The organism is Streptomyces sp. NPDC059851 (genome assembly GCF_042732005.1).
Taxonomy (GTDB): Bacteria; Actinomycetota; Actinomycetes; order Streptomycetales; family Streptomycetaceae; genus Streptomyces.
Genome location: NZ_JBHWJJ010000072.1, coordinates 1 through 16,629, shown reverse-complemented (window position 1 = coordinate 16,629; position 16,629 = coordinate 1). Strand labels below are relative to the sequence as shown.

The 16,629-nt window shown below is 71.0% G+C and carries 16 protein-coding genes; 12 read left to right on the top strand and 4 right to left on the bottom strand.

Annotation, left to right across the window (positions count from 1 at the left end; all coding sequences use genetic code 11):
• Window positions 1-4: 4 nt before the first annotated feature.
• The 3 genes from ilvN (at window position 5) to serA (ending at window position 3,505) form a co-directional block, all read left to right on the top strand.
• A complete protein-coding gene (ilvN, locus tag ACFV7Q_RS23215) occupies window positions 5-529 on the top strand; it encodes an acetolactate synthase small subunit (RefSeq protein ID WP_114054307.1) in 525 nt (174 codons plus the stop codon).
• A gap of 111 nt (window positions 530-640) precedes the next feature.
• A complete protein-coding gene (gene ilvC, locus ACFV7Q_RS23210; RefSeq protein ID WP_385431165.1) occupies window positions 641-1,642 on the top strand; it encodes a ketol-acid reductoisomerase in 1,002 nt (333 codons plus the stop codon).
• Between the two features lie 270 nt (window positions 1,643-1,912).
• Window positions 1,913-3,505, top strand: coding sequence for a phosphoglycerate dehydrogenase (serA, locus tag ACFV7Q_RS23205; protein ID WP_385431163.1), 1,593 nt, complete (start codon window positions 1,913-1,915; stop codon window positions 3,503-3,505).
• Between the two features lie 356 nt (window positions 3,506-3,861).
• On the opposite strand, the gene ACFV7Q_RS23200 is transcribed toward serA, so the two are convergent.
• Window positions 3,862-4,074, bottom strand: a complete 213-nt coding sequence (locus ACFV7Q_RS23200; RefSeq protein WP_385431162.1) for a hypothetical protein — start codon at window positions 4,072-4,074, stop codon at window positions 3,862-3,864.
• 458 nt (window positions 4,075-4,532) lie between these two features.
• Between ACFV7Q_RS23200 and ACFV7Q_RS23195 the strand changes: the two genes are divergently transcribed.
• A complete protein-coding gene (locus ACFV7Q_RS23195; RefSeq protein WP_385431161.1) occupies window positions 4,533-5,132 on the top strand; it encodes a TetR/AcrR family transcriptional regulator in 600 nt (199 codons plus the stop codon).
• A gap of 156 nt (window positions 5,133-5,288) precedes the next feature.
• On the opposite strand, the gene ACFV7Q_RS23190 is transcribed toward ACFV7Q_RS23195, so the two are convergent.
• Entirely contained in the window at window positions 5,289-6,746 is a 1,458-nt protein-coding gene (locus ACFV7Q_RS23190; protein WP_385431196.1) for a helix-turn-helix domain-containing protein, read from the bottom strand.
• Between the two features lie 128 nt (window positions 6,747-6,874).
• Here ACFV7Q_RS23190 and ACFV7Q_RS23185 point away from each other — a divergent pair, with 128 nt between their 5' ends.
• Window positions 6,875-7,801 (top strand): proline dehydrogenase family protein, encoded by a 927-nt coding sequence (locus tag ACFV7Q_RS23185; RefSeq protein ID WP_385431159.1) that lies wholly within the window; start codon window positions 6,875-6,877, stop codon window positions 7,799-7,801.
• A gap of 20 nt (window positions 7,802-7,821) precedes the next feature.
• Window positions 7,822-9,453, top strand: coding sequence for an L-glutamate gamma-semialdehyde dehydrogenase (gene pruA, locus ACFV7Q_RS23180; RefSeq protein WP_385431157.1), 1,632 nt, complete (start codon window positions 7,822-7,824; stop codon window positions 9,451-9,453).
• 132 nt (window positions 9,454-9,585) lie between these two features.
• Here the strand turns inward: pruA and ACFV7Q_RS23175 are convergent, their stop codons facing one another.
• Window positions 9,586-10,287 carry a nitroreductase family protein gene (locus ACFV7Q_RS23175; protein WP_385431156.1) on the bottom strand — a complete coding sequence of 234 codons (702 nt, stop codon included), beginning with the start codon at window positions 10,285-10,287 and terminating at the stop codon, window positions 9,586-9,588.
• Window positions 10,288-10,371: 84 nt separating this feature from the next.
• Here ACFV7Q_RS23175 and ACFV7Q_RS23170 point away from each other — a divergent pair, with 84 nt between their 5' ends.
• On the top strand, window positions 10,372-11,082 hold the full coding sequence (locus ACFV7Q_RS23170; protein ID WP_385431154.1) for a tyrosine-protein phosphatase: 711 nt from the start codon (window positions 10,372-10,374) through the stop codon (window positions 11,080-11,082).
• Entirely contained in the window at window positions 11,079-11,630 is a 552-nt protein-coding gene (locus ACFV7Q_RS23165; protein WP_385431152.1) for a GNAT family N-acetyltransferase, read from the top strand. Before ACFV7Q_RS23170 ends, ACFV7Q_RS23165 begins: the two co-directional genes overlap by 4 nt.
• Before the next feature lie 118 nt (window positions 11,631-11,748).
• Here ACFV7Q_RS23165 and ACFV7Q_RS23160 read toward each other — a convergent pair whose 3' ends face one another.
• On the bottom strand, window positions 11,749-12,762 hold the full coding sequence (locus tag ACFV7Q_RS23160) for an NADP-dependent oxidoreductase (RefSeq protein ID WP_385431151.1): 1,014 nt from the start codon (window positions 12,760-12,762) through the stop codon (window positions 11,749-11,751).
• A gap of 100 nt (window positions 12,763-12,862) precedes the next feature.
• On the opposite strand from ACFV7Q_RS23160, the gene ACFV7Q_RS23155 reads away from it, so the two are divergent.
• From ACFV7Q_RS23155 to ACFV7Q_RS23140, 4 genes are all read left to right on the top strand, one after another.
• The gene (locus tag ACFV7Q_RS23155; protein ID WP_385431150.1) at window positions 12,863-13,765 is read left to right on the top strand and encodes a LysR family transcriptional regulator; all 903 of its coding nucleotides are present in this window, start codon (window positions 12,863-12,865) and stop codon (window positions 13,763-13,765) included.
• A gap of 256 nt (window positions 13,766-14,021) precedes the next feature.
• On the top strand, window positions 14,022-14,156 hold the full coding sequence (locus ACFV7Q_RS23150; protein ID WP_385431148.1) for a hypothetical protein: 135 nt from the start codon (window positions 14,022-14,024) through the stop codon (window positions 14,154-14,156).
• Window positions 14,157-14,245: 89 nt separating this feature from the next.
• On the top strand, window positions 14,246-15,286 hold the full coding sequence (locus ACFV7Q_RS23145; protein ID WP_385431146.1) for a 3-isopropylmalate dehydrogenase: 1,041 nt from the start codon (window positions 14,246-14,248) through the stop codon (window positions 15,284-15,286).
• A gap of 230 nt (window positions 15,287-15,516) precedes the next feature.
• On the top strand, window positions 15,517-16,602 hold the full coding sequence (locus tag ACFV7Q_RS23140) for a branched-chain amino acid aminotransferase (RefSeq protein ID WP_385431144.1): 1,086 nt from the start codon (window positions 15,517-15,519) through the stop codon (window positions 16,600-16,602).
• Window positions 16,603-16,629 lie beyond the last annotated feature (27 nt).

Sequence of the window (16,629 nt, the reverse complement as noted above, 5' to 3'; positions counted from 1 at the left end):
CCACATGTCCAAGCACACGCTCTCCGTCCTGGTCGAGAACACGCCCGGCATCCTCGCCCGGATCGCCGCCCTGTTCTCCCGCCGCGGGTTCAACATCGACTCCCTCGCGGTCGGCGTCACCGAGCACCCCGACATCTCGCGGATCACCATCGTCGTGAACGTCGAGGACCTCCCGCTGGAGCAGGTGACCAAGCAGCTGAACAAGCTGGTCAACGTGCTCAAGATCGTGGAGCTGGAGCCGTCCAACGCCATCGAGCGGGAACTCGTGCTGGTGAAGGTCCGGGCCGACAACGAGACCCGGTCCCAGATCATCGAGATCGTCCAGCTGTTCCGCGCCAAGACGGTCGACGTCTCGCCCGAGGCGGTCACCATCGAGGCCACCGGCGGCGCCGACAAGCTGGGCGCCATGCTCAAGATGCTGGAGCCGTTCGGCATCAAGGAACTCGTCCAGTCGGGCACGATCGCCATAGGGCGCGGCGGACGCTCCATCACGGACCGCAGCCTGCGCGCACTCGACCGCAGCGCCTGACCGCCCGGCGGCCCGCGCCTCTTTGCCTCTCGCATGGCGAGACCAGGAAACTTCGTCCACGTTCCCCGCCGTACGGTGGGAGCAACACCAGCGCACCAAGGAGATATCCCAGTGGCCGAGCTGTTCTACGAGAACGACGCCGACCTGTCCATCATTCAGGGCCGCAAGGTCGCGGTCATCGGCTACGGCAGCCAGGGCCACGCCCACGCGCTGTCGCTGCGTGACTCCGGCGTCGAGGTCGTCGTCGGCCTGAAGGAGGGCTCGAAGTCCAAGGCCAAGGCCGAGGAGCAGGGCCTGAAGGTCCTCCCGGTGGCGGAGGCCGCCGAGTGGGCGAACGTCATCATGATCCTGACGCCGGACCCGCTCCAGGCCGAGATCTACGAGGAGTCCGTGAAGGACCACCTCAAGGAGGGTGACGCGCTCTTCTTCGGCCACGGCTTCAACGTCCGCTACGGCTTCATCAAGCCCCCGTCCAACGTGGACGTCGCCCTGGTCGCCCCGAAGGGCCCGGGCCACCTGGTCCGCCGCCAGTACGAGGAGGGCCGCGGCGTTCCGTGCATCGCCGCCGTCGAGCAGGACGCCACGGGCAAGGCCTTCGACCTCGCGCTCTCCTACGCGGCCGGCATCGGCGGCACCCGCGCCGGCGTCATCAAGACCACGTTCAAGGAGGAGACCGAGACCGACCTGTTCGGTGAGCAGGCCGTCCTCTGCGGTGGCGCCTCCGCCCTGGTCAAGGCCGGCTTCGAGACCCTGACCGAGGCCGGCTACCAGCCGGAGATCGCCTACTTCGAGTGCCTGCACGAGCTCAAGCTCATCGTGGACCTCATGTACGAGGGCGGCCTGGAGAAGATGCGCTGGTCGGTCTCCGAGACCGCCGAGTGGGGCGACTACGTCACCGGCCCCCGCATCATCACCGACGCCACCAAGGCCGAGATGAAGAAGGTCCTCGCGGAGATCCAGAGCGGCGAGTTCGCCAACACCTGGATGGCCGAGTACAAGGCCGGTCTGCCCAAGTACAACGAGTACAAGAAGGCCGACGAGGAGCACCTGCTGGAGACCACCGGCAAGAAGCTGCGCAAGCTGATGAGCTGGGTCGACAGCGACGAGAGCTGATCGTCCGCGGGGCCGGGACGCCTGCCGTCCCGGCCCCGCACCGCATGCCGGCAGGCCGGAATGCAGACATCCTGTAGTGCGGCTTGTCCACCCCGGCCAACCTCGGACGGGTGATCCTTCCGCCCAGGCGGAAATCCGCCCCGGATCCGCTACTACACTGCTCAACACAACGCGTCAGGCCCACAGTGTCGTGCGTCTTCCACGCGGCTACCCCCTCCACCGCCTGCGGCCGTCGGGACGGCCGTCCGCACTGGACTTGTGAGGACCCACGTGAGCTCGAAACCTGTCGTACTCATCGCCGAAGAGCTGTCGCCCGCCACCGTCGAGGCGCTCGGCCCGGACTTCGAGATCCGACACTGCAACGGTGCCGACCGCGCCGAGCTGATCCCCGCGATCGCCGACGTCGACGCCGTCCTCGTGCGGTCGGCCACCAAGGTCGACGCCGAGGCCATCGCCGCCGCGCGGAAGCTGAAGGTCATCGCCCGCGCCGGCGTCGGCCTCGACAACGTCGACGTCTCCGCCGCCACCAAGGCCGGCGTGATGGTCGTGAACGCCCCGACCTCCAACATCGTCACCGCCGCCGAGCTCGCCTGTGGCCTGCTCATCGCCTCCGCCCGCCACATCCCGCAGGCCAACACGGCCCTGAAGAACGGCGAGTGGAAGCGCAGCAAGTACACCGGCGTCGAGCTCAGCGAGAAGACCCTCGGCGTCGTCGGCCTGGGCCGCATCGGCGTGCTGGTCGCCCAGCGCATGTCCGCCTTCGGCATGAAGGTCGTCGCCTACGACCCGTACGTGCAGCCCGCGCGCGCCGCCCAGATGGGCGTCAAGATGCTGACGCTGGACGAGCTGCTGGAGGCCGCCGACTTCATCACGGTGCACCTGCCCAAGACCCCCGAGACCCTCGGTCTCATCGGGAACGAGGCCCTGCACAAGGTGAAGCCGTCCGTCCGCATCGTGAACGCCGCGCGCGGCGGGATCGTGGACGAGGCCGCCCTGTACGCGGCGCTGAAGGAAGGCCGCGTCGCCGGCGCCGGCCTCGACGTGTACGCGAAGGAGCCCTGCACGGACTCCCCGCTCTTCGAGCTCGACCAGGTCGTCTGCACCCCGCACCTCGGAGCGTCCACGGACGAGGCCCAGGAGAAGGCGGGTATCGCGGTGGCCAAGTCGGTGCGCCTCGCCCTCGCCGGCGAGCTCGTACCGGACGCGGTCAACGTCCAGGGCGGTGTCATCGCCGAGGACGTCCGCCCGGGCCTGCCGCTCGCCGAGAAGCTCGGCCGCATCTTCACCGCCCTCGCGGGCGAGGTCGCGGTCCGCCTCGACGTGGAGGTCCGCGGCGAGCTCACCCAGCACGACGTCAAGGTGCTGGAGCTCTCCGCCCTCAAGGGCGTGTTCGAGGACGTCGTCGACGAGACCGTCTCCTACGTCAACGCCCCGCTGTTCGCGCAGGAGCGTGGCGTCGAGGTACGCCTGACGACCAGCTCGGAGTCCCCGGACCACCGCAACGTGGTCACCGTGCGCGGCACCCTGTCGGACGGTCAGGAGGTCGCGGTCTCCGGCACCCTGGCGGGTCCCAAGCACCTCCAGAAGATCGTCGGCGTCGGCGAGTACGACGTGGACCTGGCACTCGCCGACCACATGGTCGTCCTGCGCTACACCGACCGCCCCGGTGTGGTCGGCACCGTCGGCCGCATCCTGGGCGAGGGCGGGCTGAACATCGCGGGCATGCAGGTGGCCCGCGCGGAAGAGCACGGCGAGGCGCTCGCCGTCCTCACCGTGGACGACACCGTTCCGCAGGCCGTGCTCACGGAGATCGCGGAGGAGATCGGCGCCACTTCGGCCCGGTCGGTGAACCTGGTCGCCTGATCGCGCGCTGACCGCGGCCCGGCCGCGGACGGCAGCGCGAGCGCCGGCACCAGCGGCACACGGAAGGGCCCGGGGATTCGGGCGCATTCCAGGGGTCGTTGCAACGCGTGATCACCGACGTGTGGTGGCGAGCAGTTGAGACAGGCGCTCGGCTGGGGTTTCCCGGCCGAGCGTCTTGCGTGGGCGGCTGTCGAGTTCGGCAGCGACTGCCGCCGACCTCATCGGGCCCGTGTGCGATCGTCACGCCTCCCAGGTACGTTGAGCCGTCAGCCGAGGGAGAACGCTCGCGAGGGAGTCGCCCCGCAACGCGTGGCTGCGGGGCGCCGATCCACTTTCGCAACGGGCCCTAGTGGGGTTTAGTCGACCGTCTGCCCGTCGTGCGTACCGCCCCTGCAGGTCGGGAGCACGGGCGTCGACCGATCGATCGTCCCGCCGCCGTCCGTGCACTCACCCGGGGTGACGCTGGCCGGGGTGACGCTGCCGGCGGTGGCGGTGGCGGTGCCTGTGAGGCCGAGTCCGGCGAGGGCTGCCGCGGCGAAGACCGCGGCGAGGATTCGTCGAATGCGCATTTGGTTCGCCTTTCACAGATTGCCTCGGTTGGGCCACTAGCCAGCTTGATCTTCACCCATGTGGGTGGCACGTCATGTTGGGCCATTCGGGTGACAGTGTTGTCGGGTGCGGGGTCGGTGACGCGACCCGTCAGAGCGGATGGAAGCCCGTGCCACATCCGTGCCAGAAAGAGCGGATCCCAGCGGTCAAGAGCAGTCAAGCGCGACGCCTCGCGATTAATCGCCAGAGGCCGTCTGCGCTGGTCAGCGTCAACCCCCTCCGTGACGGCCTGGTGATTCCCAAGCTCAGGGCGCGGGTTCGACTCCCGTCACCCGCTCCACGGCGAAGGCCCAGCTCGAAGGCGAATCCCCGGGCCTTTCAGTTCGTCGAACCGGAAACCTGCAGGCGTCATGAACGGCCGTCTAGTACGACCGTATTGGTCGCTTGTCTTGGACGCTCGTCTTGCTACGGTGTGTGCATGGGACACCGAGAAGACCTCCTTGAAGGCGCGAAGAAGTGCCTGGCCGAGAAGGGTTTCGTGCGGACGACCGCACGGGACATCGTCCATGCCTCGGGCGCGAACCTCGCGTCGATCGGCTACCACTACGGCTCCAAGGACGCCCTCCTGACGCAGGCGTTCGTCGAGCTCGCCCAGGAGTGGGGCGACGCCTTCACGCCGGACGTCACGGGCGAGGGCGGATCGCTGGAGCGCTTCCGGTCGGTCTGGGACGGCATCCTCGGTCGGCGTGAGCAGGCGGCCCCGGTGTGGGCGGCCAGCATGGAGATCGCCCTCAGCCGTGACGCGCTGCCGGAGCTGCGCGAGATGCTCCTGGCTGCGGAGCCGGAAGGCCGCAAGGGGCTGGTCTCGATGTTCACCGGGATCCCGGAGGACGAGCTCGACGAGCGGGACGTGCGCACGCTCGGCGGGCTGTACCAGGCCCTGCTGACCGGCGTCATGGTGCAGTCGCTGTACGACCCCGAGGGCGCGGTCACCGCGGAGGAACTCACCGAGGCGATGCGGCGGGTGGCGGAGGGCCTGCTGGCCACCAAGGCCGCCGAGGACGCAGCGGACGCCTAGGCGCCGAGGACGCCAAGGACGCCAAGGACGCCAAGGGCGAGCGCGGCACGCAGGGTTGACGGGCCGTCGGCCCGGTCTGTGGCCGGACCTTCCCAGGCGCAGCCGGGGTCGGGCCCGGGCGGGGGCCGTGGTGGCGCCGGTTCGGCGCCGGTCGGTTCACCGCCGGGGCAGCCGCGGGTCCGGGTGGCCGTGCAGACGGGACGTCTTGAGGGCCATGTGGAGCAGCAGCCGGTCCTCGCCCTCGTCCAGGTCGAGCCCCGTCAGCTGCTCCACCCGGGACAGCCGGTAGTACAGGGTCTGTCGGTGGATGCCCAGTTCCGCCGCCGCGCGGCCCGCCTGGCCCGCGCAGTCCAAGAACACCTCGGCCGTGCGGGCCAGGTCCCCGTGGGCGGGGGAGAGCAGGGCACGGACCGCCGGGTCCTGCGCCGGTTCCGCGGCCGCCAGCGCGGACAGCATCCGGTACGGGCCGATCCGCGACCAGTGGGCCACCGGTCCGAGGCGCGGCTGGGCCGCAGCCGCCCGGGCCGCCGCCGAGGCCTGTTCCCAGGCCTCGGCCAGCCGGGCCAGCGCCGTCGTCGGCTCGGCGATCCCGGCCGCCGGTCCGGATGGTCGGGCCCGGGACGTGCCCGCGGTCAACGCGGCCCGCTCCTGGGCGGAGGTGCGGGCCGGGCCGCCGGCCGGGGAGCCGCTACCGGCGGCCGAGTGCGCCGCCGCCGTACGGGTGGCCGGGGTCGCGGCGGTACGGGCGTCCACGGCTCCCGTGCCGGTGCCACCGCCGGTGCCGGTTCCCGCGCCGGACGGGAGCAGCCGGGCCGCGACCACCTCTGCCGGAGCGAGGACGTCCGCCGAGCGTAGCCGGACGAGCACCGCCAACGCCTGCTCCGGTCCCGCCACCGGGGCCTCGGCTCCCTCTCCTCGCCCCCGCCCGGGGACCACGCAGACCGCGGCCGCACCCGGCACCGATGCCGGGGCCTCGCCGGACCACGGGGCCACGCAGACCACCGCGTGCAGTCCGTCCGCCGCTACGGACCCCAGTGCCGTCCGGAGCGCGGCCACCGCCACGTCCTGCTGCCAGCCCCGCCCCGCCGTGAGGGCCGCCAGGAACTCCCGGGACAGGTCCGCCCCGGCCTTCGCCTCCTGCGCGAGCAGGAGCCCGATCCGGTCGGCCACCTCCATGGCGGCGGCCAGCGCCTCCGGCCCCGGTCCGGGCTCCCGGTCCAGTAGCCACACGTAGCCCTGCACGATCCCGCGGTACCTGACCGGCAGGCAGATCCGCCCCCGGAAGACCCCCGCGTCCGGCGCCGCCGGAATCCGGACGGGGCCCGTGGCCCGGGCGATGCCGAAGCCCTCGAACCAGGACCGCACGGCCGCCGTCGACTGGCGGGTCAGGATCGAGCGGGTGCGCACCGGGTCCATGGCGAGGTCGTCGTCGCTGTCGTGCGCGCCGAAGGCGATCAGGCGGAAATCCCGGTTCTCCAGCGTCGCCGGGGCGCCGAGCAGCGCCGAGATCTCGTCCACCAGGTCCTGGTAATCGCCCTTCACCCGGACATTCTCCCACCGGAGAGGGCTGGCTTCAGACACATGTATGAGATAGCGACCACGGATGCGTGACAGCTGTCGATGGCCCAGGATCGGGTCCATCCTTAGGTTTCACGGTGGTTTCACTTGCGTTCTCCTGACGGCTTCCGCACCACCCATCCCGGGACCGGACGCCTGCTTCTGCCACCTGTTGGAGGTGCCCCGTGCTGGGTCCCGTGATCCTCGCCGCCTCGCGCAGCGACAAGATGCGCCGAATCGTCTCCGCCGCCCCGGTGACCAAGCCCGTGGTGACCCGGTTCATCCCCGGCGAGACGGTCGACCAGGTCATCCCGATCGTCGAGGACCTCACGCGGAAGGGGCTGGAGGTCACCCTCGACGTGGTCGGCGAGGACATCACCACCGTGGAGCAGTCCTACGCCGCCCGCGACGCCTACCTGGAGCTCATCGGCCGGCTGAAGGAGCTGGGGCTGGGCGAGCGGGCCGAGATGTCGGTCAAGCTGTCCATGTTCGGCCAGGCGCTGGAGGGCGGCCACGAGCTCGCCCTCGCCAACGTCCGCCCGGTCGTCGAGGCCGCCGCCGCCATCGGCACCACCGTCACCCTCGACGCCGAGGACCACACCACCCTCGACTCGATGTTCGCCATCCACGAGGAGCTGCGGAAGGACTTCCCGCAGACCGGCTGCGTCATCCAGGCGTACCTCTTCCGCACCGAGGCGGACGCCCGCCGCCTGGCGGCGAACGGCAGCCGCGTGCGGATCGTGAAGGGTGCCTACAAGGAGCCCGCCGAGGTCGCGTACCAGGACAAGGGCGAGATCGACAAGGCGTACGTCCGCATCCTGAAGGTCCTGATGGACGGCGAGGGCTACCCGATGATCGGGTCGCACGACCCGCGCCTGATCGCCATCGGGCAGGAGCTCGCGCGCACGGCCGGGCGCAAGCTGGACGAGTACGAATTCCAGATGCTGTACGGCATCCGAAGCGAGGAGCACCTGCGGCTCGCCGCCGAGGGCCACCGCATGCGCGTCTACACCGCGTACGGGACGGACTGGTACGGCTACTTCATGCGCCGCCTGGCGGAGAAGCCCGCCAACCTGCTCTTCTTCCTCCGCTCGATGATCACCAAGAACTAGGTCAAGGAGTTTTCAGACCCATGGATGCTGTGACCCAGGTCCCCGCGCCGGTCAACGAGCCGGTTCACTCGTACGCCCCCGGTAGCGCCGAGCGCACGCGTCTCGAGGAGCAGCTCAAGCAGCTGTCCGAGAACCCGATCGACCTGCCGATGACGATCAACGGCGTCAAGCGGATGGGCGGCGGCGAGCGCTTCGACGTGGTCCAGCCGCACGACCACAAGTCGGTGATCGGCACCTACGCCAACGCCACCCGGGCCGATGCACAGGAGGCCATCGACGCCGCCCTCGCGGCCGCCCCCTCCTGGCGTGCGCTGTCCTTCGACGACCGCGCCGCGATCATCCTGCGCGCCGCCGAGCTGCTGGCCGGCCCGTGGCGCGAGAAGATGGCCGCGTCCACCATGCTCGGCCAGTCGAAGACCGCCCAGCAGGCCGAGATCGACACCCCCTGCGAGCTCGTCGACTTCTGGCGCTTCAACGTCCACTTCGCCCGCCAGATCCTGGCGGAGCAGCCCGTCGCGAACTCCGCCGGCGTGTGGAACCGCAGCGACCACCGCCCGCTCGAGGGCTTCGTCTACGCGATCACCCCGTTCAACTTCACCGCCATCGCCGGCAACCTGCCGACCGCGCCCGCCCTCATGGGCAACGTGGTCGTCTGGAAGCCGTCCCCGACGCAGACCCACTCCGCGGTCCTCCTGATGGAGCTCCTGGAGGAGGCCGGCCTGCCGAAGGGCGTCATCAACCTGGTGACGGGCGACGGCATCGCCGTCTCCGAGGTGGCCCTGAACCACCCCGAGCTCGCCGGCATCCACTTCACCGGCTCGACCAAGACCTTCCAGTACCTGTGGAAGACGGTCGGCAACAACATCGAGAACTACAAGTCCTACCCGCGCCTGGTCGGCGAGACCGGCGGCAAGGACTTCGTCGTCGCGCACCCCTCCGCGGACCGCGCCGTCCTGAAGACCGCCCTGACCCGCGGCTCCTTCGAGTTCCAGGGCCAGAAGTGCTCGGCGTCCTCGCGCGCCTACGTCCCGGCCTCCATCTGGAACGACGGCTTCAAGGAGGCCTTCGCGGCCGAGGTCGACGGCATCGCCATGGGTGACGTCCGCGACCTGACGAACTTCATCGGCGCCGTCATCGACGACCGCGCCTTCGCGAAGAACAAGGCCGCGATCGACCGCGCCAAGGCCGACCCGACCTGCACGATCGTCGCCGGCGGCACGTACGACGACTCCGAGGGCTACTTCGTCCGCCCGACCGTCATCGAGTGCACCGACCCGGAGAACGAGGTCTTCACGACCGAGTACTTCGGCCCGATCCTCGCCGTTCACGTCTACGAGGACGAGAAGTTCGACGAGATGCTGGCCCAGATGGAGTCGGTGTCCGCCTACGCGCTGACCGGCTCCATCATCGCCGGCGACCGCCACGCCGCCGCCGACGCGATGGACAAGCTCCGCTTCGCCGCGGGCAACTTCTACATCAACGACAAGTCCACCGGCGCCGTCGTCGGCCAGCAGCCCTTCGGTGGCGGCCGCGCCTCCGGCACCAACGACAAGGCGGGCGCCGCGACCAACCTGCAGCGCTGGGTCTCGACCCGCTCCATCAAGGAGACCCTGGTCCCGCCGACCGACTACGGCTACCCCCACATGGGCTGACCGCCCCCACACGGGCTGCCCCCCGAGGGCTGACCGTCCCCGCTGAACCCCGCCCCCGCTCCGGTACCCCCAAGTCCGGAGCGGGGGCGGTATCCATATCGGGCCCGCCTGACCGCCCGACCGGGACGGGTCTCAGACCTCGACCATGACCTGGTCCAGGGACTTGCGGACCAGGTCGGGGACCTCGCAGTCGTCGGAGGGGTAGCCGACCGGGATCACGGCGAAGGCCTTCTCGTTCTCCGGGCGGCCCAGCACGTGGGAGAGGAAACGCATCGGACTCGGGGTGTGGACCAGGGCGGCCAGGCCCGACAGGTGCAGGGCGGTCAGGAGCATCCCGACCGCGATGCCGACCGACTCGTCCACGTAGTAGTGCTTGCGCTTCTCGCCGTCGGGGCCGAGCCAGTACCGCTGCTCGAAGACGACGATCAGGGCGGGGGCGTCGGTGAGGTGGGCTTTGACCGCGTCCGTGCCGAGGGGGCGCAGGGCGGCCAGCCACTCGTCGCCGAGCCGGCCGTCATAGGAGATCTCCTCCTCCTGCTCGGCCGCGGCGCGGATCTGCTGGCGCACGGCCGGGTCCTTCACCAGGACGAAGGTCCACGGCTGCTGGTGCGCCCCGGACGGCGCGGTCGCGGCGCACGCGATGGCGTCGCGGACGACCTGCTCGGGCACCGGGTCGGGGGAGAAGCGGCGTACGGTGCGCCGCTCGTCCATCCGGGTACGCAACTCGGCGGCGCGGGCGAGGGATTCACTGCTCGGCATCCGCTCGGGCCGGTAGGCGACGGGCCGGTACGGCTCGCCGTGGGTCGGGGTCCAGTGCTGGGCGGTAGGTGACATGGGGCGAGTGTGCCGAGGGGGAACCGGACGGGCCAGGGCCGCGTCCCGGTTGTTCGTCCGTTGTGTGCCGACAGGGGGGTATTGATGGTGACGAGCACCGGCCGTTTCCTGGACTGGGAGGGCTGTTTCAACGTCCGCGAGCTGGGCGGTCTGGGGGATCTGTCGCCGGGCAGGGCGGTCCGGGCCGACGCCCTCGACCGGCTCACCACCCACGGCTGGACCGCACTGGCCGACCACGGGGTGCGCACCGTCATCGACCTGCGCAACGACGGCGAGCCGGAGCCGGACCGCGCACCCCGCCCGACCGGGCTGAAGACCGTCCGCATTGCGCTCGACGGGATCGAGGACCGGGACTTCTGGGACGTGTGGTGGGGGCGTCCGGGTTTCGGCACCCCCGCCTATTTCCGGCCTTTCCTGTCCCGCTTCCCCGAGCGCGTCGCCGCCGTCGCGGAAGCCGTCGCCGACGCCCCGCCCGGCGGCGTCGCCTTCCACTGCGGCCTGGGCCGCGACCGCACCGGCATCATCGCGCTCGTGCTGCTGCGCCTGATGGGTGCGAGCCCCGAGGAGATCGCCGACGACCACGGGCTGAGCGAGCCCCGGGTCCGCGCGATGTACGCCGCGCGGGAGCGCCCGTACGACAGCACCGAGATCGAGGAGTACGTGGCCGGACTCGGCACCACCGTCCACCGGCTCGCCGTCGACGCCGCGCGGTGGCTGGACCCCGAGCCGTACCTGCGCGCGGGTGGCCTGAGCGCACCGGTGCTGCTGAGGCTGTGCCGGAGACTGGGGGGATGAGCCACACGCCGCTGATACGACTCGCCCACACCTCGCAGATGGGGGAGGACGAGCTCGACGGGATCAGGCAGCTGCTCGACGAAGCCTTCGACGGGGACTTCGCCGAGGACGACTTCGAGCACGCGCTCGGCGGCATGCACGCCCTGGCGTACGGGCCGGGCGGGGAACTGCTCGCGCACGGCAGCGTCGTCCAGCGGCGGGTGCTGCACGCCGGGCGGGCGCTGCGCTGCGGCTACGTCGAAGCCGTGGCCGTGCGTCCCGGGGTGCGGCGGCAGGGCCTGGGCGGCGCGGTCATGGCGGAGTTGGAGCAGGTGATCGCCCGGGCGTACGTGCTCGGTGCCCTCTCCGCCTCCGACGAGGGGGCCGCGCTGTACGAGAGCCGCGGCTGGACGGTCTGGGGCGGGCGGATCGGGGCGCTCTCGCCCGACGGGCCGGTCCGCCTCGCCGAGGAGGAGGGGACGACGTACGTGTGGGTGCCCAAGGGCGGGGCCCTGCCGGACGCCGCCGAGGGGCTGTGGTTCGACTGGCGGGACGGGGACGTGCTCTGACGCTCCGCCGGTGGTCCGGTCGTGCAGCCGCGGGCCGGTGGGGGATGGTCGCGCAGTTCCCCGCGCCCCTTCGGGCGCGGTACCGCACCGCCGTCGACTCCGGCGCGGCCGACCGGTCTCAACCGTCGAGACGGACCAGCATCTTGCCCAGGTTGTCCCCGCGCAGCACGCCCAGGAAGGCCTCCACCGTGCGGTCGATGCCCTGGACGACGGTGGTGTCGGTGCCGACGCGGCCGCTGCGCAGGTGCGGGACGAGAAAGTCCTCCAGCTCTTCCTGGAGATGGGTGTGGTGGCGGACCAACACGCCTTCCAGGCGCAGCGACTTGTGCACCACCTCGAAGAGGTTGCGCGGCGCGGCGGGCGAGCGGTCCCCGTTGTACGTCGAGATGGCGCCGACCCAGGCGATCCGCCCGAACTCGCGCAACGACCCGATCGCGCCCTCCAGGTGGTCCCCGCCCACGTTGTCCACGTAGACGTCGATGCCGTCGGGCGCCGCCTGCGCGAGCTGCTCGCCGACCGGCCCGTCGTGGTAGTCGAAGGCCGCGTCGAAGCCGAGCACTCCGGTGAGGTGGCGGACCTTCGCCGCGGACCCGGCGCTGCCGATGATCCGGCGGGCGCCCATCAGCCGTGCGAGGTGTCCGACGGCGGTGCCGACGCCGCCCGCCGCGGCCGAGACGAAGAGGTCCTCGCCCTCGCGCAGGGCCGCGGTCCGGGTGAGGGCGGCGTACGCGGTCAGACCGGTGCCGCCGAGGATGCTCAGGTACGCCTCCAGCGGGACCCCCTCGTACGGGCGCAGGATGCGGGTGCCCTCCGCGCCGAGGGTGACGAGGGCGTGCGTACGCCAGCCCTGGCGGTGGAAGACCAGGTCGCCCTCGCGCAGCCCCGGGTCGCGGGAGGCGAGCACACGGCCCACGGAACGGCCTTCCAGCGGGGTGCCCAGCGCGAAGCCGCCCTCGCCGCCGTCCATGAGCCCGCGGTGGTACGGGTCCACGGAGAGCAGCAGGTTCTGCACCAGGGCGGTGCCCGGGGCCGGTTCCGGGACCGGAGTGCGCACGAGGGTGAAGTCGGAGGCGGTGGGGAAGCCGGTGGGGCGGGCGGTCTGGTGCACGGTGTGAGCGGTGTTCGCGGTCATGGGAAGGACGCTAGGTAGGAATCGCCGGGCCGGGCAGAGGGTTGCGATCATGGAAGCCGCAGACCCATGAGAACTGCTCATACGACGAGGTGGGAGCCCCATGGCAGCAACCGGACCGGCCGAACTCGCCCCGCAGGAACTGCGGGTCTTGGTTGCCGTGGCCGAGGCCCGCGGGTTCTCCGCCGCTGCCGCCCGTCTCGGCCTTACCCAGTCGGCGGTCTCCCACTCGGTGCGCGGCAGCGAGGCGAAGCTCGGCGCGGTCCTCTTCGAACGCGGCCGGTCCGGTGCCACGCCCACCCCCGCGGGGGAGCGGGCGGTGGCCCTCGGGCGGCGGATCCTCCGGATGTACGAGGCCCTCGGCAGCGAGGTGCGCGCAGCCGGGTCCGCCGGCGCGGGCCGCGACGCCCTGCGGGGGGTGCTGCGCATCGCGGCCTTCCGCAGTGCGGCCCTGCACCTGTTGCCGCCCGCCCTGGAACGCCTCGCGGCCCGGTACCCCGGCATCCGCCCGGAGGTTCGGGTGGTGCGCGAGCTCGGGGCCGGCACGGCGGGGGAGGTGGCGGCCGGTCGCGCCGACCTGGCCATCGCCACCCTGGACGCGGACGGCTCGGGGCTGCCGCCCGGGCTGCTGAGCGGGGTGCTGGTGGAGGAGGCGTACGCGCTGGTCCACCCGCCGGGCCACGCCGACCCGAGGTCCCTGCCGCTGCTCGACTGGGACGAGAACTGCGGCTCGTACACCCGCGCGTGGTGGCGGGCCCAGGACTGGATCCCCTGCGCCACGGTCAAGGCGGACGACGACGGGATGGTGCTCACCATGGTCGGGCGCGGCCTCGGCATGGCGATCATGCCCGAGCTGTCGTTGCGCGAGGCGGACGGGTCCGTCGACATCACCGATCTGGGCCCTTCGAGGCCGGTGAGACAGGTGGGATACGTCACTGCACCGGAATCCGCAGCTACTGTCGCTGTGAGGGCTCTGATCAGGGAACTTCGTTCCGATACGGCCTGAAAACGGATGTCCGGGGAGATCCCTTCGGCGGGTTGCGCGTCTCAGATAGTAGGAAGTCCGAGTAATTGCGGAGACATACAGCGGGACCTGTCCTAGCTTTGTAGGAGCCGAACGTCTCGCTGATCCGGCGAATGGCGGCCGACGACGCGCGCCCCCGGCAGGCAACCCCTGCGGCGCAGCGCTCCCGCCCCTTCCGGCGCCTTGAAGGAATCCCTCATGCGGCCCCTCGTGCCGCGCTCTCAAGGAGTCGATCACCATGACGAAGACCTCCCCCGCCGCCGCCCGCCGCGTCCGTCGCTCCACCGCGGCCGACGCCGACCGCAAGAACGCCGCCGCAGCGCTGCAGCGGGCCCTGGACCGCCGTGACAACGGCGGCTCGGCCGGCCACTGACCCGGGTGCACCCAGTCGGACGGGTCATATTGCGTCCACATGGTGGACGCAATATGTCTGAGTCTTGGGACAGGGAGTACGGTTCCGACATGTCGACCAGCATCAATCTCGCAGTGATCCCCGGTGACGGCATCGGCCAGGAAGTCGTGGCTCAGGGCCTCAAGGTCCTTACCGCGGTCCTGCCCCAGGACGTGAAGCTGGAGACCAAGGAGTACGACCTCGGCGCCCGCCGCTGGCACCGCACCGGTGAGACGCTCCCGGACGCGGAGCTGGAGGCCCTCAAGCAGCACGACGCGATTCTGCTCGGGGCCATCGGCGACCCGTCGGTGCCGTCCGGCGTCCTGGAGCGCGGCCTGCTGCTCAAACTCCGCTTCGCCTTCGACCACTTCATCAACCTGCGTCCCTCGAAGCTCTTCCCGAACACGGCCACCCCGCTCGCCGGACGCCCGGAGATCGACTTCGTCGTGGTCCGCGAGGGCACCGAGGGCCCGTACACCGGCAACGGCGGAAGCCTGCGCACCGGCACCCCCGCCGAGGTGGCCACCGAGGTCAGCGTCAACACCGCGTACGGTGTCGAGCGCGTCGTCCGCGACGCCTACGAGCGGGCCAACGCCCGGCCGCGCAAGAAGCTGACGCTGGTGCACAAGAACAACGTCCTCGTGTACGCCGGCCACCTGTGGAAGAACATCTTCGACAAGGTCGGCCAGGAGTACCCCGAGGTCACCACCGACTACCTGCACGTCGACGCCGCGACGATCTTCTTCGTCACCCAGCCCGAGCGCTTCGACGTGATCGTCACGGACAACCTCTTCGGTGACATCCTCACCGACCTGGCCGCCGCCGTGACGGGCGGCATCGGCCTGGCCGCCTCCGGGAACATCAACCCGACCGGCGCCTTCCCGTCCATGTTCGAGCCCGTCCACGGCTCGGCCCCGGACATCGCAGGCACCGGCAAGGCCGACCCGACCGCGACGGTCCTGTCCGTCGCCCTCCTGCTGCGCCACCTCGGCCACGAGGACCGCGCCGCCCGTATCGAGGACGCCGTCTCCGCCGACCTCGCGGAGCGTGACGGGACCTTCCGCACGACCGACCAGATCGGCGACGCGATCGCCGCACGAGTAGCCGGCTGACCCGGCAGCTCCACCCAGGAAGCCGCCGGGTCGCGCGACTGACGCACCCGGCGGCTTTTCCTGTGCGGTCCCGGGTGCCACCATCTCCCCTGGGCCGCACACTCCCCGCTTCACCGCGGACGGCTCGCGCGCGATAATCGAACGCGAGACCGCGGAATGCGGGGAAGCTCGGACGTCCTGTACGCCGTGAGCGCGGTCCGCCATACACAACCGGTGAAGGACATGCACTCATGACGATGCCCACGATCGAGCTCAAGCCCTCCTCGAACCCGCTGTCCGATGCGGAGCGCGAGGCGATCCTGGCCAGCCCCGGCTTCGGCCGCCACTTCACCGACCACATGGTGACGATCAAGTGGACCGAAGGCCGCGGCTGGCACGACGCGGAGCTGGTCCCGTACGCGCCGCTGTCGATGGACCCGGCGAACATGACCCTGCACTACGCGCAGACGATCTTCGAGGGGCTCAAGGCCTACCGCCAGCCCGACGGCAGCGTCGCCACCTTCCGCCCGGAGGCCAACGCCGAGCGCTTCCGGGCCTCCGCCCGCCGCATGGCGATGCCGGAGCTGCCGACCGAGCTGTTCATCGAAGCCTGCGACGCGCTCATCAAGCAGGACAGCGCCTGGGTGCCCTCTTCCGGTGAGGCCTCCCTGTACCTCCGGCCGTTCATGTTCGCCACCGAGGTCGGCCTCGGCGTCCGCCCGGCCAACGAGTTCCTCTTCATGGTCATCGCCTCGCCCGCCGGCGCCTACTTCGCCGGCGGCGTCAAGCCCGTCTCCGTCTGGCTCTCCGAGGAGTACGTGCGCGCCGTCAAGGGCGGCACCGGCGCCGCCAAGACCGGCGGCAACTACGCCGCGTCCCTCGTCGCCCAGGCGCAGGCGGCCTCGCACGGCTGCGACCAGGTGGTCTGGCTCGACGCCGTCGAGCACCGCTGGATCGAGGAGATGGGCGGCATGAACCTGTACTTCGTGTACGGCGACCGCATCGTCACCCCGGAGCTGACCGGCTCGCTCCTGCCGGGCATCACCCGCGACTCGCTCCTCACCATCGCCCGCGACCTCGGCTACACGGCCGAGGAAGGACGCATCTCCACCGAGGACTGGAAGCGCGACAACGAGAACGGCACCCTGACCGAGGTGTTCGCCTGCGGCACCGCCGCCGTCATCACCCCCGTCGGCTCCGTCAAGTCGGAGCGCGCCGACTGGACCCAGGGCAACGGCGAGCCCGGCGAGGTCACGATGAAGCTCCGCAAGGCGCTGCTTGACCTCCAGACCGGCCGCGCCGAGGACACCCACGGCTGGATGCACCCGCTCGGCTAGGACACCCGAACGGACGAAGGCCCCCTG